Raw genomic sequence first — 15,001 nt, forward strand, 5'->3', positions numbered from 1 at the left:
GGGGAAGGGCTCAGGCGAGCCGGAAGGGCAGCGCGCAGAGCAGGGCGAAGAGGGCCGACGCCGCATCCAGCAGCCTGTGGGCCCGCAGGACGTCCGCCGCCTCGGGCGTCCGGGTCCCGTCCCCCAGGCAGGGGCGGGATTCGGGGACGCCGCCGTAGAGGGCGTCACCCCCCAGCCTCAGCCCCAGAAGCCCCGCAAAGGCGCTCTCCCCGTGGGCGCTGTTGGGGCTCTTGTGCTTTCTCCTGTCGCGCAGGAAGACCCGCATCCCCTCCCCTGCGTCCATGCCGAGGCACGCGCCGGCCGCCAGGATGGCGAGGCCGCCGAGTCGGGCGGGGATGAAGTTCAGCGCGTCGTCCAGCCGCGCCGCAGCGCGTCCAAACTCATGGTAGCGCGCGTTTTCGTAGCCCACCATGGAGTCCATGGTACTGGCCGCCTTGAAGCCCCAGACGGCGAGGACCATGCCGGCGCCCTCTCCGACGGCCCAGCCCAGCGCCGCGAAGAACAGGACGGACATCACGCCGTCCACGGAGTTCTCCGCGACGGTCTCGACGGCCCCGCGCACGATGGAGGGCTCGTTCAGGTTCTCCGTGTCCCGTCCCACGACGCGGGACAGCGCCGCCCGCGCCCCAGGCAGGTTCCGGCGGAACAGCGCCAGCGCGACGGGCATCGTCTCATCCTTCAGGGAGCGCCACGCCAAGGCCGCGTAGAGCAGGTACACCTCGACCGCCGCCGCGAGGCCGCCGTCCCAGCCCGCCGCCCACAGCAGGCCGGCGGCGGCCACGAGCGTCGAGAGCAGCACGAGGGCGCAGAGGCCTGCGCCCCGGACGACGGCGCAGGGGGCACCCGCCCCCGGGTAGAGCCGCCCCTCCCAGAAGCGGATGAGGCGGCCGACCCCGACGACGGGATGCGGCAGGGCGTGGGGGTCGCCCAGCAGGACGTCCAGCAGGAGGGCAAAGCACAGCACGGTTGGGAAGGTCATGACACATCCTCTTTTCGACGAAAGAACTCGAGGGGGCCACACAGGTTCGCCGCCCGTCGATTTTTATTATACAATGTATACGGGCTGCGTCAGGAAGCTTTGCCTGAAGCTTTGATTGAAGCTTTGCTCTAGGGAAAACACTGATTAAGTCGTTGAGAGCTGTCAACCGTATGGGCTCCCTTCAGTGTCTGAAACTTCATCGGGCCGCGCGAAGCGCGTGGGGATTGGGACTGACAGCCCGTGAGCAGGGGCTAACGGCAGCCGGAAGGCTCCCCGAAGGGGGGACGTTGAGCATGAGAAACAACCCCTCCGGTCCTCCGGACCACCTCCCCTTTCAGGGGAGGCGAAAAGAAGAAGCGCGTTTCTCAGCCCCCCTAAAAGGGGCGAAATTCATGACCTTCGGAGGAATTTTTGAACATGCAGGAACACTTGACGATCGAGCAAGCGGTGGCGCGCATCGCGCCCCTGGACGCGGCGGCCGTGAGGGCCGCCGAGGAGCGCCAAAAGGGCCTGCTGAAGCCCGTGGGGAGCCTTGGGGAGCTGGAGGCGCTCTCCATTCGCCTCGCGGGCATCACGGGAAAGGTGAAGAACTCCATCGACCGGCGGGTACACCTGCTCTTCGGGTCGGACCACGGCGTCTACGACGAGGGCGTATCGGGCTCACCGCAATACTTCACCAGGGTGCTGATGGAGTTCTACGCGGCGGACGTGGGCTGCGGCATCAACGTGCTGTGCCGCAGGGCCGGGGTGGACCTCCGCCTCTTTGACCTGGGCGTCCGGGACCTGGGCCCGACGCCCAGGGTGGACGCAAGCTGCAAGCTCATGCCAAGGGGGACGGAGAACTTCGCTAGGGGACGGGCCATGACGCCCGAAACGGCGCGGCGGGCCGTCGAGTTCGGCATCGAGTGCGCGGGGCGGGCGCGGGAGGAGGGCTATCAGATCCTGGGGGCAGGCGAGGTGGGCATGGGCAACACGACGCCGGCCGCGGCTTGCATCATGGCCGCGCTGGACTCGCGGGACAGCGCCCTCGTCGGGCGCGGAGGCGGCCTGACGGACGCGGCCTTCGAGACGAAGAAGCGCGTGATCCTCGGAGCGCTGGACCGACACCGTCCCGACCCGCAGGACGCCCTCGATATCCTGTCCTGCGTCGGAGGACTCGACCTCGCGGCCATGACGGGCGTCTTCCTGGGCTCGGCGGCCTACCGCGTCCCGGCGGTGGTCGATGGGGTGATCGCCATCGCGGCGGCGCTCCTGGCCTCCCGCATCGCCCCGCTCTCCAGGGAGTTCCTGATCGCGTCCCACCGGTCGGTGGAGCCGGCCTACGCGGCCGTGGCGGAGGCCATGGGGCTGCACCCCCTGGTCACGCTGGGCATGAGGCTGGGAGAGGGGACGGGCTGCCCCATCGCCATGCAGATCGTGGACGACGCGCTGACCGTCATGAACGAGATGGGGACCTTTGCGGAGGTGTCGCTGGAGTCGGAGTACCGGGAGGTGCTGAAGCAATAGCACACACAAACGCACAAATTGAAAAATCCGCCTCTTTCTGATATTCTTGAGCCATACATCAGAAAGGATTTTTTTGCGTCCTTCGCGCGGACGACGCGGCCGTGCCGCGGAAGGATTCTTCAAACTTGAGGGGAGGCCTTTTCAGTGTACGAGATCGTCCTGATACGTCACGGCGAGAGCGCATGGAACAGGGAGAACCGCTTCACGGGCTGGACGGACGTGCCGCTGTCCGAGAAGGGCGTTCAGGAGGCCAGGGTCGCAGGGCAGCTCCTGAAGGAGGAGGGCTGCGCTTTCGACCTGGCCTTCACCTCGGTCCTGAAGCGGGCCGTCAAGACGCTGTGGTTGGTCCTGGAGGAGATGGACCTCATGTGGATTCCCATCCGGAACTCGTGGAAGCTGAACGAGCGCCACTACGGCGCCCTCCAGGGGCTGAACAAGGCGGACACCGCGGCGAAGTACGGCGACGCGCAGGTGAAGATCTGGCGCCGCAGCTACGACGTGCGCCCGCCGTTCCTGAAGGAGGACGACGAACGCTATCCGGGGAAGGACCCGCGCTACGCGAACCTCACGAAATCGGAACTCCCCGCGGGCGAGTGCCTGGCGGACACCGTGGCCCGCGTGGTCCCCTACTGGCAGGAGGCCATCGTCCCGGAGGTCCGCGCCGGACGCAGGGTCATCATCGCGGCCCACGGCAACAGCCTGAGGGCTCTCGTGAAGTACCTGGACAACATCTCCGACAAGGACATCCTGGAGCTCAACATCCCGACGGGCGTCCCGCTCCTCTACCGGCTGAACGACGACATGACGCCCGAATCCCACCGCTACCTCGGCGACGCCGACGCCATCGCCACGGCTCAGGCTGCCGTCGCGAACCAGGGCAAGGCGAAGTGATCCCAAAGCGCGGAGGACGCGCGCAATCCAAACCCGCGGTCCTGTCCTCCGAGCACGACATCGTTCATTGACTCATTTAAAACGTTAAGGAGGTCATCGTCATGCGTTTTTCCGAACGAATCAAAGCGCTGTCCGCATCCCCCATTCGCCGCCTCATCCCCTACGCCGACGAGGCGAAGGCCAAGGGCAAGAAGGTCTTTCACCTCAACATCGGCCAGCCGGACATCAAGACGCCCCAGGGGTATTTTGACGCCATCCGCAGCTTCAAGGTGGACACCATCGCCTACGCCGCCTCGCAGGGGCGCAACGAGCTGCGCGACGCCATCAGCGCCTACTACCACGCCTGGGACATCCCCTACGACCGGGACGACATCTACATCACCAACGGCGGCAGCGAAGCCCTCTCCTTCGCCGTGCAAGCCATCTGCGACCCCGGCGACGAGATCCTGCTGCCGGAGCCCTTCTACGCGAACTACAACACCTTCGCCAACTCCGCGCTGGCGAAGATCGTCCCCATCCCCACGAGGGCCGAGGAGGGCTTCCACCTGCCCCCCATGGAGGTGATCGAGAAGCTCGTCACGCCCCGAACGAGGGCCCTCTGGTTCTCGAACCCCGGCAACCCGACGGGCGCCGTCTACACCCAGAAGGAGCTGGAGGCTGCGGCCCAGCTGGCGAAGAAGCACGACCTCTACATCATCGCGGACGAGGTCTACCGCGAGTTCACCTACGACGGCGACAAGTTCACGAGCTTCGCCAGCTTCCCGGACATCCGGGACCGGGTCATCATGATCGACTCCGTGTCCAAGCGATTCAGCGCGTGCGGCGCGCGCATCGGCTGCATCGCCATCAAGAACAAGGACTTCATGGCGCAGGTCCTGAAGCTCTGCCAGGCCCGCCTCTGCGTCTCCACGCTGGAGCAGGTGGGCGCCACGGCCCTCTACGCCACGCCCAAGAGCTACCTGGAGGAGGTCAACCGGGAGTACAAGACGCGCCGCGACACGCTCTACAAGGCGTTGAAGGAGATCGACGGCGTCATCTGCGAGGAGCCCAAGGGCGCATTCTACATCATGGTGAAGTTCCCCGTGGACGACTGCGAGAAGTTCATCATCTGGATGCTTCAGAACTTCGACGTCAACGGCGAGACGACCATGGGCGCGCCGGGCAGCGGCTTCTACGCCACGCCGGGGCGCGGAAAGGACGAGATGCGGCTGGCCTACGTCCTGAAGACGGAGGACCTGATCAAGTCGGGGAACATCCTGAAGCAGGCCGTAGCGGCCTACCCCGGACGCATTGAGGCCATCCGGGCATAGCGTCGGCCCAACGCAGGGGCTGGCGGGGGGCACCCTGCCGGCCTTTTTTTTCAAGCCCGGGCAAAAAGCCAAAGATTAAGGAGCTGCGTCATTCCATGGAATTTTTAAGCGGGGTCCCCGCCGGGGGAACGCTCTTCAACGTCGCTGCCATCGCCCTCGGCGGCTCACTGGGCCTCGCCCTAGGGCGTTTCATCCCCGAACGCCTGAACGACACGATCTTCCACTGCATCGGGCTCTTCACGCTCTGCCTCGGCGTGGGCATGGGCCTGAAGATGCAGGACGCCGTCGCCGTCCTGGCGAGCCTCGTCCTGGGCGCACTCATCGGGGACTGGCTTCGGCTGGACGACCGGCTGAACGGGCTGGGCGACCTCCTGAAGGCGCGGTTTCACCTTGCGGAAGGCCCCTTCACACAGGGGTTTGTCACGGCGACGCTGCTCTTCTGCATCGGCTCCATGGCCATCATCGGCGCCATCGACGACGGCCTGCGCCACGACCCCACGTTGCTCGTGACAAAGGGCGTCATAGACGGCGTCGCGTCCGTCTTCCTGGCCGGGTCCTTAGGACCGGGGGTCCTGTTCTCCGTCCTGCCGATAGCCCTCTATCAGGGCGGGCTGACCCTTCTGGCGGTCCACATGGCGCCCTTCCTCACGGAGCGGCTGTACACCAACCTGTCGGCCCTGGGAGGGCTCATGATCCTCGGCATCGGGCTGAACCTCCTGGGGCTCACGAAGCTCAAGCTCTGCGACCTGCTGCCCGGCCTGGCGCTGGTCGTCCTCATCACGGTGCTGCTGTAACCGGCCTGGGACCGTCGCCGTGCGTGCGCTCCCGGAGCGCAAGGCCACACAGCGAGTTTCTGCCAATCGTGGTTTTGTCCTCCAAATCCACAGGTTGTGGCAACCTTATCGGGGATCAAGGCCGTTATTGTTCAAGTCAAGCTGACTCAGGCCTTGCCCCATCAGGTGCGGCAGAAAACGCACGAACCCCGTTTCTGCCGCACGTTAAAAACTTTGCCTGCGAATTGGGGATCAATCTTGAACTACAATTTTCACCCAAGGCGTTTCCTTCGTTCTTCCTCTGCTATGAAAGTAGCTCATACTCCATTCAAAAACGCCGTTTCTTGGAGGAATCCACTCCGCATAGTTTTCAGTGCCTATTCGAAGGTCGGCTACAATACGTTTACCACCAGCTTCACGAACCTGCCAGAAACTCGAACTCATAACGTCGCCCATCGAACTGTCAAAAGAGGTGACGCTTAAAGTAATCTTTTCTCCTTTTGAAAAGACGCTTCCCCAAACCGGGTTCAAAGGAACAGGTGTTTGCGGTTGAATCGGTTGTTTTAGACGAACAACCGATTCCTGGGGAGGGACGAGTTTCGGCGTGATTAAAACTGGTATGGAGGCCTTTTGCCCTCGGAAATTTGCATGCATAACCGTCCTGCCCGGTTTTATCCCTTCAATAAATCCCTCTTCCGTTACCCTTGCCATTGACGGATCTTCAAAGCTGTAGTACGTTCCAAACAGAGCGGGTGAGGATACTTCCCAATCCTCAGCCTTACCCTGCGCTATCAGCAAAGGCAATACATCCTTCCCCTCTTCGCTGACGATAACCATCGTATCACGAAAGTAAAGGAGAGAAACAGCGCCTACGTGCGGCGTCACATCAAGTTTTATAGCCCGGGAAGCAAGCCATTGTTTTGTCGTCGGGTCAATCATTCGCGCAAACAAAGTGTATCTTCCAGGTTTATCAACAGCTGATCGAATCATGAAATGACCCTCTTCGTCAAGATCAGTTTCAATCAGGCGTTCACCTCCGGAGAACAGACTCATTAAAGAGGGCAAACCATCAAATACCTCAATGATTATCTCTCCGCCAACACCAGACGAGTTGGGGCTTACATTACCATGAAGGACAAATTCCTCCCCGACCTTGATTGGGTTTTTCACCAGGGACACATCAATTTTTTTCTCGGGAAACAGGCGTTTGGTTGCTGAGCTTTTTTTATCGGAATATGGATAGTTATGCAATAATATCCTCGGCGTTTCCAGAATTCTTCTATCTTCTGCCGGCGTACCCTCTTCCGTCAATACAGCGTATTTTGTAAAACTCCCCAAACCAACGACCCCGGAATTAAACTCACACTCTATATGGTTTTCACTGATTACATTTTTTTTCGCTTCCTGTTGACAATCGTTTCCAAACAAAACAATATTTACAGCATATTTATCGTAACGCCCCTTTTTTCTCCAATCAAATTCAGGGGAAGGCAGGTTGTGCGCTCCTGTTTTTTTCCATTCAAGCTCTTTGCCCAGCTTCAAAGGAGGCATATTTTTAAGCAAAATAGGCAAGTCCCCTGAAGCTGTAACTCTTTCAGGATATTTTACTTCGGCAGCAACACTTCCACCCGAAAATCCGGGAAAAATCATTATCGTAAATATGCATAACAACAAGTTCTTTTTCATCTCGCACTTCCTCCTCCCGGAATAAGTTACTGAACGATATCCACACCCATAATAATACCAAATCGCGTTTAATATGGATTGCCTCCCCTGATGAAGCTCCTAAGTTCGACGACGCAAATCAAAGATTTGCTGTCTCACTTATGAAAGGGGAGGTGGTTCGCGTCAGCGAACCGGAGGGGGTCAGCCATACGACACGACTTACGGACGCCGACAGGCGGTCGGCGTCGTGTCGGTCGGCTGAGGGCGAAGGAAGTCCGGGGGACTTCCGTAGCTCGGCCAGACGACGCAGCTTATGCAATCGCGTCAGCGATTGCGGCACAAAGTTTAAAGCAGGGGCGGCGGGATCAATCCCGCCGCCCCTGCTTTTACGCTTTACACCTCTGCGTGCCCCTCCGCCAGTTGGCCCCTGCGCCCCTGTGCCTCCCCAGGAACAGCCGGATGCGCCAGGTGAGCTTGTACGCCGACGGGATGAAGACCATCGCCAAAGAGCCGCCCGCCAGCAGCCCGCCGATGGCGACCACCGCGATGGGAAGCTTCATCTCGGCCCCGCGTCCCGTCGAGAGCAGGGGGATCAGGGAGACGACAGACGTGACGACCGCCATGACCAGGGACTTGAAGCGCACCACGCAGGCCTCCTCGATGGCCTCGTAGGGGTGCTTGCCCTGCCCCCTCAGGACCTCGGCGTAGTCCACGATGACGATGGCGTTGTTGACCACCATGCCCACCAGCATGATCATGCCGATGATGGCGAAGATCGAGATGTTGACGCCCGTGACGATCAGGGCCGGCACCACGCCGATGGCCGCCATGGGCACCGTGAAGAGGATAATCGCCGCGTAGGTCCAGGACTCCAGGATGGCCGCCACCACCAGGTAGGTGATGACGATGGCGATGACGAGGGTGCGGATCAGCTCGGCGAACTCCTCCGCCATGTCCTCGGCCTCGCCGCCGAAGGAGATCGTGACGCCCTCGGGCAGGGTCATGGCGTCCGTTATCTCCTTCATGCGCGCGTTGCCCTCGCCCGTCGTGATGTAGCGCACGCGGCCCGTCACGGGCACGATGCGGACGCGGTCCTTGCGCTGAATCTCCGTCGGCGCGTCGCCCCAGACGACGTTCGCCATCTCGTCGAGGGGCACCAGGCCGTTGCCCGTCATGACGGGCAGCTCATGCACCTTGAAGATGTCCCCGGCCTTCTCCCGGCTGAGCCGCGCCTTGATATCGTACTCGTAGCCGTCCTGGCGGAACTTTCCCGAATTCATGCCGATGAGGTAGCCGCGGACGATGCGCGCCAGATCCGCAATGTTGAGCCCCAGGGGCGAGAGGCGCCAGCGGATGGGCTCCACCCGAAGCTCCGGCTTGCCCAGCTCCATTCCGATCGCGAGGTCGCGCACGCCCGGCACCTTGCGCCCGCGGGCGCGAATCTCCTCCGCCACCGAGTACAGCACGTTCAGGTCCGTCCCCCTGACCTCGATGGAGATGGGGTCGCTGAAGCCGGCGCGGGTTGCCGAAACGGAGTACTCCACGCCGGGAAGCGTCGCAAGGAAGGGACGGATGCGGTCCGCGATCTCCTGGGTGGAGGGCCGCCCCTCCTCCGCGTTGACGAGGTAGAGGCTGACGTTCGCCTCGTTCAAGGCCTGGCTGCGCATGGACCCCGCCACGCTCGAGACGACGCTGCGAATCCACTTGCGGTCCTCCATCCCCTCGATGAAGGCCTCGACCTGCTCCAGGACGTCCCGCGTCCGGGTGATGGAGGCGTTGTTGTCAAGCGTCACCAAGATGCGGATCGTTCCGTCGTCCGACTCCGGCATGAACTGGGTTCCGACGAAGCCGCCCAGCTTCAGCGAGCCCCAGGTCATCAGGAGCACCAGGAGGACTGTGGAGGCCGGGAACCGCATGGCCCCCTTCAGCAGGAGGACGAAGAGGTCGCGGAACCCGTCGAAGAGCCAATTCCACCACCCCGTCAGGATGCGGCCCATGAGGGGCAGCTCCGCGTCACCCTCCTGGCGCCTGATGCGCGCCGCCATGCAGGGCGTGACGGCCATCGTCACCCACAGCGAGAAGATCGTGGCGTAGACGATCGTGACGGCGTAGGGCCTCAGGAACTGGCCCGAAATCGTGTTCATCATGGCCACGGGCATGAACACGCCGAGGTTCGTCAGGACGCCCGCCAGGACGGAGACCGATATCTCCACCGTCCCGTCCTCCGCCGCCTTGAAGGGGTCGCAGCCCATGTCGCGGTAGCGGTAGATGTTCTGGATGATGAGGATGGCGTTCATCACCAGCGTGCCCATGGAGAGAGCCAACCCCAGGGTGCTCATCAGGTTCAGCGTGTAGCCGTACATCTGGAGCGGCACGAAGGTGGCCGCGAAGGCCACGGGCATGGAGCAGGCCACGATGAAGGTGGCCGACAGGCGCCCAAGGAAGAGGTAGATCACCAGGGCCGTCAGCAGGATGCCGATGCCCGTGTCCCGCACGATGTTCTTGACGGCGGACTCCACGTAGGAGGTGTCGTCCTGGGTGTACTCGTAGGTGAAGGCGGGGTAGTCCCTCATCAGGCGCGCCAGCTGGCGCTTGATCTCCGCGCCGGCCTTCACGACGTCCGCGTTGGAGCTGGGGCTGACGCGCAGCAGCACCACGGGGCTGCCGTTGGCGCGGGCGAGGCTGCGCTGGTCCACCTCCGCATCCACCACCTGCCCCAGCATGGAGAGCCGCACCGGCTCTCCCCTGGAGGTGGGGATCAGGATGTTCTCCAGCTGCTCCACGTCGTTGAACTCGCCCACCAGGCGCAGGGATATCTCGTCCTGCCTCTGGGTGACGTAGCCGGTGGGCGTGGTCTGGTTGTTGGCCGCCACCACGTTGCAGACCTGGAGGTAGTTGATGCCGTACTCGTTGAGCGCCGAGGGGTCCAGCAGTATCTGGATCTGGCGGTCCCGGCCTCCGGAGACGTAGGCCTGCCCCACGCCCTCGACGCGCGACACGATGGGCTGGATGCGGTCCTCGATGATTTTCTTCGCCGCCTTCTCCGGCATGGAGTCCGCGGCAAAGGCGACGGTGAGGAAGGGCTGAGAGCTGATGTCGAACTTCATGCAGACGGGCTCGTCCGCGCCGTCCGGGAGGTCCGGGATTGCCGCCTTGACCTCGTTGTTGACGTTCAAGAGCGCCAGGTCCTGATTCGTCCCGGACTCCATCTCCACGGCGATCATGGACACGCCGTCCTGGGAGTAGCTGGTGAGGGACTTCAGGTTGTCCACGTCGGCCAACTCGTCCTCGATCCTCTTGGTCACCAGCTGTTCGATCTCGTTGGGGCCTGCGCCGTCGTAGGTGGTCCGCACCAGGACGAAGGGCAGCTCCACGTCCGGGTAGAGCGTCACGCCTAGCGTGAAGTAGCTGCTGACGCCCAGCAGGACCCAGACGACCACCGAACAGGCCGTGAAAACGGGGTGGTAGATGCAGAAGCGGACAAAACTTCTCATGGTGTGAGCCTCGTCCCCCCTACATCTTCTGAGCCCCGCCGGGCGCGTCCCGCGTGATGGCGGCGCCCTCGTAAAGCACGCGGCTGCCGCTGACGATCAGTTCGTCGCCCGCCTTGAGCCCCGAGGTGACCACCACGCGGCCCTCGCGCCCGTCGCCCGTGGTGATGGGGACGCTGTGGGCCACGTCGCCCGACGCCAGGTACACGGCCTGGCCGCCGCTGCGGTAGATCACGACGTTGGAGGGGATGACGATGACGCCCGGCTGATGGTCCACCAAAAAGCGCCCCTCGAGGTAGGAGCCCGGCAGGATGCCGCTCTTCTCCGGCAGGCCGACGACGACGGGGTACAGGCCCGACCCCGTCTGGGCTTCGGGGCTCGTGCGCTTCACCCAGCCCGCGCTCCGCACGCCATCGACGTAGACGTCCACGGAGGTGTTCCTGTTGATCTTGAAGATGTCCTTCTTGGAAACCATGAGCTCGGCCTCCATCTCCCGCGGGTCCACGATGGCGATGAGGGTCATCCCCGCCTCCGCCACCTCGCCCGGCTCCACGTTGCGCGCGGCCACGATGCCCTCGATGCTGGCCTTCAGCTCCGTGCGCTGCAGGGTGGACTGGGAGCTCTTCAGCTGCGCCTCGGCGGACTTCAGCGTCGCGTAGGCGGAGTCCACCTCGGACTGCGAGATTCCGCCCTTGGCGTGCAGCTCCTTCAGCCGGTTGTAGTTCAGCTTCGCCTCGTCGTAACCCGTGAGCTGCGCCTGCACCCTGGCCCCACGGTCCGCCACCATGAGGGTGACCACCGTCTGCCCCGGCTTGACGCGATCCCCCACCTGCACGTGGACCGCGCGCACGATCTCGCGTTCGTAGGCCGTCACGTTCTGGGTGTGGGCCGACTTGCCCTGCCCGTAGTAGCTCCGCCACGTGTTCCAGTCGGAGGTCTTCAGGACCTCCGTCGTGACGGGATAGACGGTCTCCGTCTCGCGCTCCAGGGAGCGCAGGTTCGCCTCCGCCTGTTCCATCTTCGCCATGACCTGGACGGTCACCAGCGTCCCCACCATCGCCAGGGCCCCGACCCACAGCAGCACCCGCACCTTATTCAGAACGCCCATCAAGTTCCTCCACATACGCGCAATCACTCCTTATCCTGCAAAGCTCATGGAGCCCGACCGGAGCGACAGAACCGCCCCTTCCTCCGCCGCTCTCCAGCGCTCGACGACTCCGCCCGCCCCGACCTCGCCCGCGCTCAACACCCGCAGCGCCAGGTCCTGCATGAGGGCAAGGTAGCGGTGGGACCGCTCCACCCGCTCCGCGGCGGGAAGCGCCATGAACGACCGGACGTCGGCCCCTAAGATCGAAACGCAGAGGGCCTTGCCGATCGACCGCATCACGTTCATGAGAGGGCCTACGCCGAGGTCGCTTCGCACGAGGCCCAGCTCCTGTCCCCGCCGGATCAGCGCCTCTTTGCGCCGGAACAGGTGAAGCAGGGAGCCGTGGAGCATCCGTCCCTCGCCGTCCCCGATCCCACACTCCCCCAGGGAGAGCATCATGATCTGCCCAAGCTCCGGGTTGTCCGCGAAGAAGTCGAACTCGCGCTCCTGCTCCTCCCACAGGGCCGGCCAGTACTCGTCCTCCGTCTCCGGCAGCGGCCGCTCCGGCAGCGCCCGCAGGGCGCGCTCCCCAATGTCCTGAAGCACCATGTCCAGCAGCGCGCCCTTGTTCTCGAAGTAATAGTAAACGGTTCCCTTGCTGACGCCGGACCGTTCGATGATCCGGTTGAACGAAGCGTTCTCAAGCCCGTGCTCGTTGAACTCGCCGACGGCTGCATCGATCAGCGCCTGGCGTTTCTCCTCACTCAACCCGTCGCGCCTCGAAATAGCCTCCACCTCCCCCACTCCACTCGCCGAAGAACGGCATCCTAATCAAAAGCGGTCTCACCACTCTCACCCTTCCCGTCCCAACCCAAGGCCCATCGGCCCAACCGGTCGTTTCGACCGAGTGGTCCAACCACTGGGTTGTACGATTATACTGTTTTTCGATCAAAGGTCAACGGGTCCTGAGGCCCATATGGGGACAGCGGCTGCGCGCTCCGCACGGCAGCGTCGCCGGCGCCCGGTTCACGAAGGGCAAGGGCAGCGCGGTGGTGCGACCGCTCCGGGCGGGGGGAGGACCGACATCGACCGCCAGTTCCTTGCTGCGACTGATGTTTTGCTATACAATAACGGGCGGATGAAGCGGCCGTTCAGGTTTCGGAGGACCAGGGACTTTATGTCCCCTCCAGACCGCCGGCCGCACAAAACGTCAGGAGGCAGACCAATGCAGGAAAAGGACGTCAAACAAACGGGAGCGGCCGTCTTTCCGCTGACTGCGACGGAGGCGGACGACCTCGCCGCGATCGTCGAGCGCATCGGGGCCGACCCCCGATCGCTGCGCTACCTTGGCCCCAAGCGGCGGGTGCTGCACCTCTTCGTGCCCGAGGCGGACTACCGCGCCGCGGCGTTCCTCAAGCAGGAGCTTCTGGCCCGCGGGGGCGACGCCGTCGTCGCGCGGGGCGTCATCGACGGGACGTGTAAGACCAGCGGGGTCCTCTTGATGGGGACGGACTCTCAGATCGACCGGCTGCTGCAAAAACTCGAATCCCTGGACTGCTGGGGGCTTCCGGAGCTCCGGGCGGCGCTGTCCTCCGCCGTCCGGGGGCTGAGGGCCGACCGATGGCGCCTCGCCCTGCCCGGCGGGCGCAGCCTCGAACTGAACCGCGAGACGAAGGTCATGGGCATCCTGAACCTCACGCCGGACTCCTTCCACCCGGCAAGCCGCGTCGACGGCACGGAGGACCTGCTGCGCCGGGGCCAGGAGATGCTCGCGGACGGCGCGGACGTCCTGGACCTGGGGGCGGAGTCCACCCGCCCTGGCTCCCTTCCCGTCTCCGAGAAGGATGAGCTGGAGCGCCTCCTGCCCGCGCTTCGGGTGCTGCGGCGCGCCTGCCCGGACGCCGTGATCTCTGTGGATACCTACAAGGGGGCCGTGGCCCGCGCGGCGGCGGAGGAGGGAGCGGACGTCATCAACGACGTGGGCGGCTTCCTCCTGGACGAGGCCATGCTGCCCTGCGCGGCCGCTACGGGCCTGCCCTACATCCTCTCCCACATCAAGGGGCGTCCCTCCACCATGCAGGACGTCCCGCCCAGCGAGGACCTGATGACGGAGCTCCACCTCTACTTCGAGGAGCGGCTTCGCGCCGCGGAAGCGGCGGGCCTGAGCCGGGACCGCATCATCCTGGACCCCGGCATCGGGTTCGGCAAGGGCGGTCAGGAGAACCTGACCCTCCTCAAGGAACTCGAGGCCCTGAGGGTCCACGGCCTCCCCATCCTGATCGGGCACTCCCGAAAGCGCTTCACGTCCTCCGGGGAGGACCGGCCGGGGGACCGCCTGCAGAGGACGGCCGCCGTCTCCGCGCTGCTGGAGGGGAGGGTCGAGATGATCCGGGTGCACGACGTGAGGGAGAACCGCCAGGCGCTCTCGATGGCGCGGGCCATGCGAGGGGCGGCGCCATGGAGCCGTTAGCCCTCGCCCTGGGGGCCAACCTGGGGAACCGTCTGGCCAACCTGCGTCAGGCCCTCCACCGCCTCGAGGGGCTGGGCGCCGTCCTCAAGAGGAGCGACGTCTTCGAGACGGAGCCCTGGGGCATTACGGAGCAGCCCCGCTTTCTCAACGCCTGCCTCTTGCTGAAGACCGACCTCGACCCCGAGGCCCTGCTGGCCGCCGTAAAGGGAATCGAGCGCGACATGGGGCGCAGGGAGACCGTGCGGTGGGGGGCGCGGAACATCGACGTCGACATCCTCCTCTGCGGTTCGCTTCTCTACGAGTCCCCGCACCTTCGGATTCCCCACGCCCACCTGGGGGACCGGGAGTTCGTCCTGGTCCCCCTGGCGCAAATTTTGCCCGACTGGCGCCACCCGGCGCTGGGACGAACGGTTGCGGACATGGCCCGGTCTCAGGCCTCGGACTGCCCGCCGCTCCGGATCGCGGCCCTGTGACCTGCCGGAGGTTCCCGAAAAAACGCCATTGACCAAAGGCGGCCTTTTGCCTATGATTATAGAGGCAGTTCGCAGGAGAGGGGCTCCGTCCGGGCGCGGGGGGCGGCGGCGGGAAGCGAAGGCCCTGAGACGCGGCGCCCCAATTCAAACCGAGGTGAGGAGGGATTCTCAATGGCAAAGTTCAGGTGTCTTGAATGCAAAAAGGAGTTTGAGGCGGAGGCCAACGACTCGTCGAAGCGCTGCCCCGAATGTCTGGGCCGCTACCTTGAGCTGATATCGGGCGAGATGAAGCGCGGGAAATCCTGGAGCGCCAAGAGCTACTCCGTCCGTTGAAGGAGCTGATCCGATTGCCAGCG

At 64.0% G+C, this 15,001-nt stretch carries 12 protein-coding genes; 7 read left to right on the top strand and 5 right to left on the bottom strand.

Annotated elements, in window-relative coordinates; translation table 11 throughout:
- Positions 1–10: 10 nt before the first annotated feature.
- Positions 11–979: an adenosylcobinamide-phosphate synthase CbiB gene (gene cbiB / locus ACK28C_RS11900; RefSeq protein ID WP_015557167.1), complete on the bottom strand. Its 969-nt coding sequence runs from the start codon at positions 977–979 to the stop codon at positions 11–13.
- Between the two features lie 417 nt (positions 980–1,396).
- Here cbiB and cobT point away from each other — a divergent pair, with 417 nt between their 5' ends.
- The 4 genes from cobT (at position 1,397) to ACK28C_RS11920 (ending at position 5,480) form a co-directional block, all read left to right on the top strand.
- Positions 1,397–2,485, top strand: coding sequence for a nicotinate-nucleotide--dimethylbenzimidazole phosphoribosyltransferase (cobT, locus tag ACK28C_RS11905; RefSeq protein WP_015557166.1), 1,089 nt, complete (start codon positions 1,397–1,399; stop codon positions 2,483–2,485).
- Positions 2,486–2,629: 144 nt separating this feature from the next.
- Entirely contained in the window at positions 2,630–3,376 is a 747-nt protein-coding gene (gene gpmA / locus ACK28C_RS11910; protein WP_208873883.1) for a 2,3-diphosphoglycerate-dependent phosphoglycerate mutase, read from the top strand.
- Between the two features lie 101 nt (positions 3,377–3,477).
- Positions 3,478–4,686, top strand: coding sequence for a pyridoxal phosphate-dependent aminotransferase (locus tag ACK28C_RS11915; RefSeq protein WP_409152235.1), 1,209 nt, complete (start codon positions 3,478–3,480; stop codon positions 4,684–4,686).
- Positions 4,687–4,781: 95 nt separating this feature from the next.
- Entirely contained in the window at positions 4,782–5,480 is a 699-nt protein-coding gene (locus ACK28C_RS11920; protein WP_015557165.1) for a DUF554 domain-containing protein, read from the top strand.
- Between the two features lie 231 nt (positions 5,481–5,711).
- Here the strand turns inward: ACK28C_RS11920 and ACK28C_RS11925 are convergent, their stop codons facing one another.
- The 4 genes from ACK28C_RS11925 to ACK28C_RS11940 all read right to left on the bottom strand — a co-directional run bounded on the left by ACK28C_RS11925 (position 5,712) and on the right by ACK28C_RS11940 (position 12,470).
- A complete protein-coding gene (locus ACK28C_RS11925; RefSeq protein WP_208873881.1) occupies positions 5,712–7,145 on the bottom strand; it encodes a hypothetical protein in 1,434 nt (477 codons plus the stop codon).
- A 365-nt stretch (positions 7,146–7,510) separates the two neighbouring features.
- Positions 7,511–10,618 (bottom strand): efflux RND transporter permease subunit, encoded by a 3,108-nt coding sequence (locus ACK28C_RS11930; protein WP_015557164.1) that lies wholly within the window; start codon positions 10,616–10,618, stop codon positions 7,511–7,513.
- Between the two features lie 19 nt (positions 10,619–10,637).
- Complete coding sequence (locus ACK28C_RS11935; protein ID WP_409152236.1) at positions 10,638–11,723, bottom strand: efflux RND transporter periplasmic adaptor subunit; 1,086 nt, start codon at positions 11,721–11,723, stop codon at positions 10,638–10,640.
- 30 nt (positions 11,724–11,753) lie between these two features.
- Positions 11,754–12,470 (bottom strand): TetR/AcrR family transcriptional regulator, encoded by a 717-nt coding sequence (locus ACK28C_RS11940; RefSeq protein ID WP_208873879.1) that lies wholly within the window; start codon positions 12,468–12,470, stop codon positions 11,754–11,756.
- Positions 12,471–12,927: 457 nt separating this feature from the next.
- Here ACK28C_RS11940 and folP point away from each other — a divergent pair, with 457 nt between their 5' ends.
- The 3 genes from folP to ACK28C_RS11955 all read left to right on the top strand — a co-directional run bounded on the left by folP (position 12,928) and on the right by ACK28C_RS11955 (position 14,978).
- On the top strand, positions 12,928–14,172 hold the full coding sequence (gene folP / locus ACK28C_RS11945; RefSeq protein WP_409152237.1) for a dihydropteroate synthase: 1,245 nt from the start codon (positions 12,928–12,930) through the stop codon (positions 14,170–14,172).
- Entirely contained in the window at positions 14,160–14,645 is a 486-nt protein-coding gene (gene folK / locus ACK28C_RS11950; protein WP_409152238.1) for a 2-amino-4-hydroxy-6-hydroxymethyldihydropteridine diphosphokinase, read from the top strand. The genes folP and folK overlap by 13 nt, the downstream gene beginning before the upstream one ends.
- A gap of 171 nt (positions 14,646–14,816) precedes the next feature.
- Positions 14,817–14,978 (top strand): hypothetical protein, encoded by a 162-nt coding sequence (locus tag ACK28C_RS11955; protein ID WP_015557162.1) that lies wholly within the window; start codon positions 14,817–14,819, stop codon positions 14,976–14,978.
- The last annotated feature ends 23 nt before the right edge of the window (positions 14,979–15,001 follow it).

Origin of the sequence: Fretibacterium fastidiosum (assembly GCF_964642095.1) — a bacterium.
GTDB lineage: Bacteria > Synergistota > Synergistia > Synergistales > Aminobacteriaceae > Fretibacterium > Fretibacterium fastidiosum.

Coding starts and splice junctions, on each gene's coding strand:
- cbiB (WP_015557167.1), bottom strand. CDS start 979: ATGACCTTCCCAACCGTGCTGTGCTTTGCCCTCCTGCTGGACGTCCTG.
- cobT (WP_015557166.1), top strand. CDS start 1,397: ATGCAGGAACACTTGACGATCGAGCAAGCGGTGGCGCGCATCGCGCCC.
- ACK28C_RS11915 (WP_409152235.1), top strand. CDS start 3,478: ATGCGTTTTTCCGAACGAATCAAAGCGCTGTCCGCATCCCCCATTCGC.
- ACK28C_RS11920 (WP_015557165.1), top strand. CDS start 4,782: ATGGAATTTTTAAGCGGGGTCCCCGCCGGGGGAACGCTCTTCAACGTC.
- ACK28C_RS11925 (WP_208873881.1), bottom strand. CDS start 7,145: ATGAAAAAGAACTTGTTGTTATGCATATTTACGATAATGATTTTTCCC.
- ACK28C_RS11930 (WP_015557164.1), bottom strand. CDS start 10,618: ATGAGAAGTTTTGTCCGCTTCTGCATCTACCACCCCGTTTTCACGGCC.
- ACK28C_RS11935 (WP_409152236.1), bottom strand. CDS start 11,723: ATGGGCGTTCTGAATAAGGTGCGGGTGCTGCTGTGGGTCGGGGCCCTG.
- folP (WP_409152237.1), top strand. CDS start 12,928: ATGCAGGAAAAGGACGTCAAACAAACGGGAGCGGCCGTCTTTCCGCTG.
- folK (WP_409152238.1), top strand. CDS start 14,160: ATGGAGCCGTTAGCCCTCGCCCTGGGGGCCAACCTGGGGAACCGTCTG.
- ACK28C_RS11955 (WP_015557162.1), top strand. CDS start 14,817: ATGGCAAAGTTCAGGTGTCTTGAATGCAAAAAGGAGTTTGAGGCGGAG.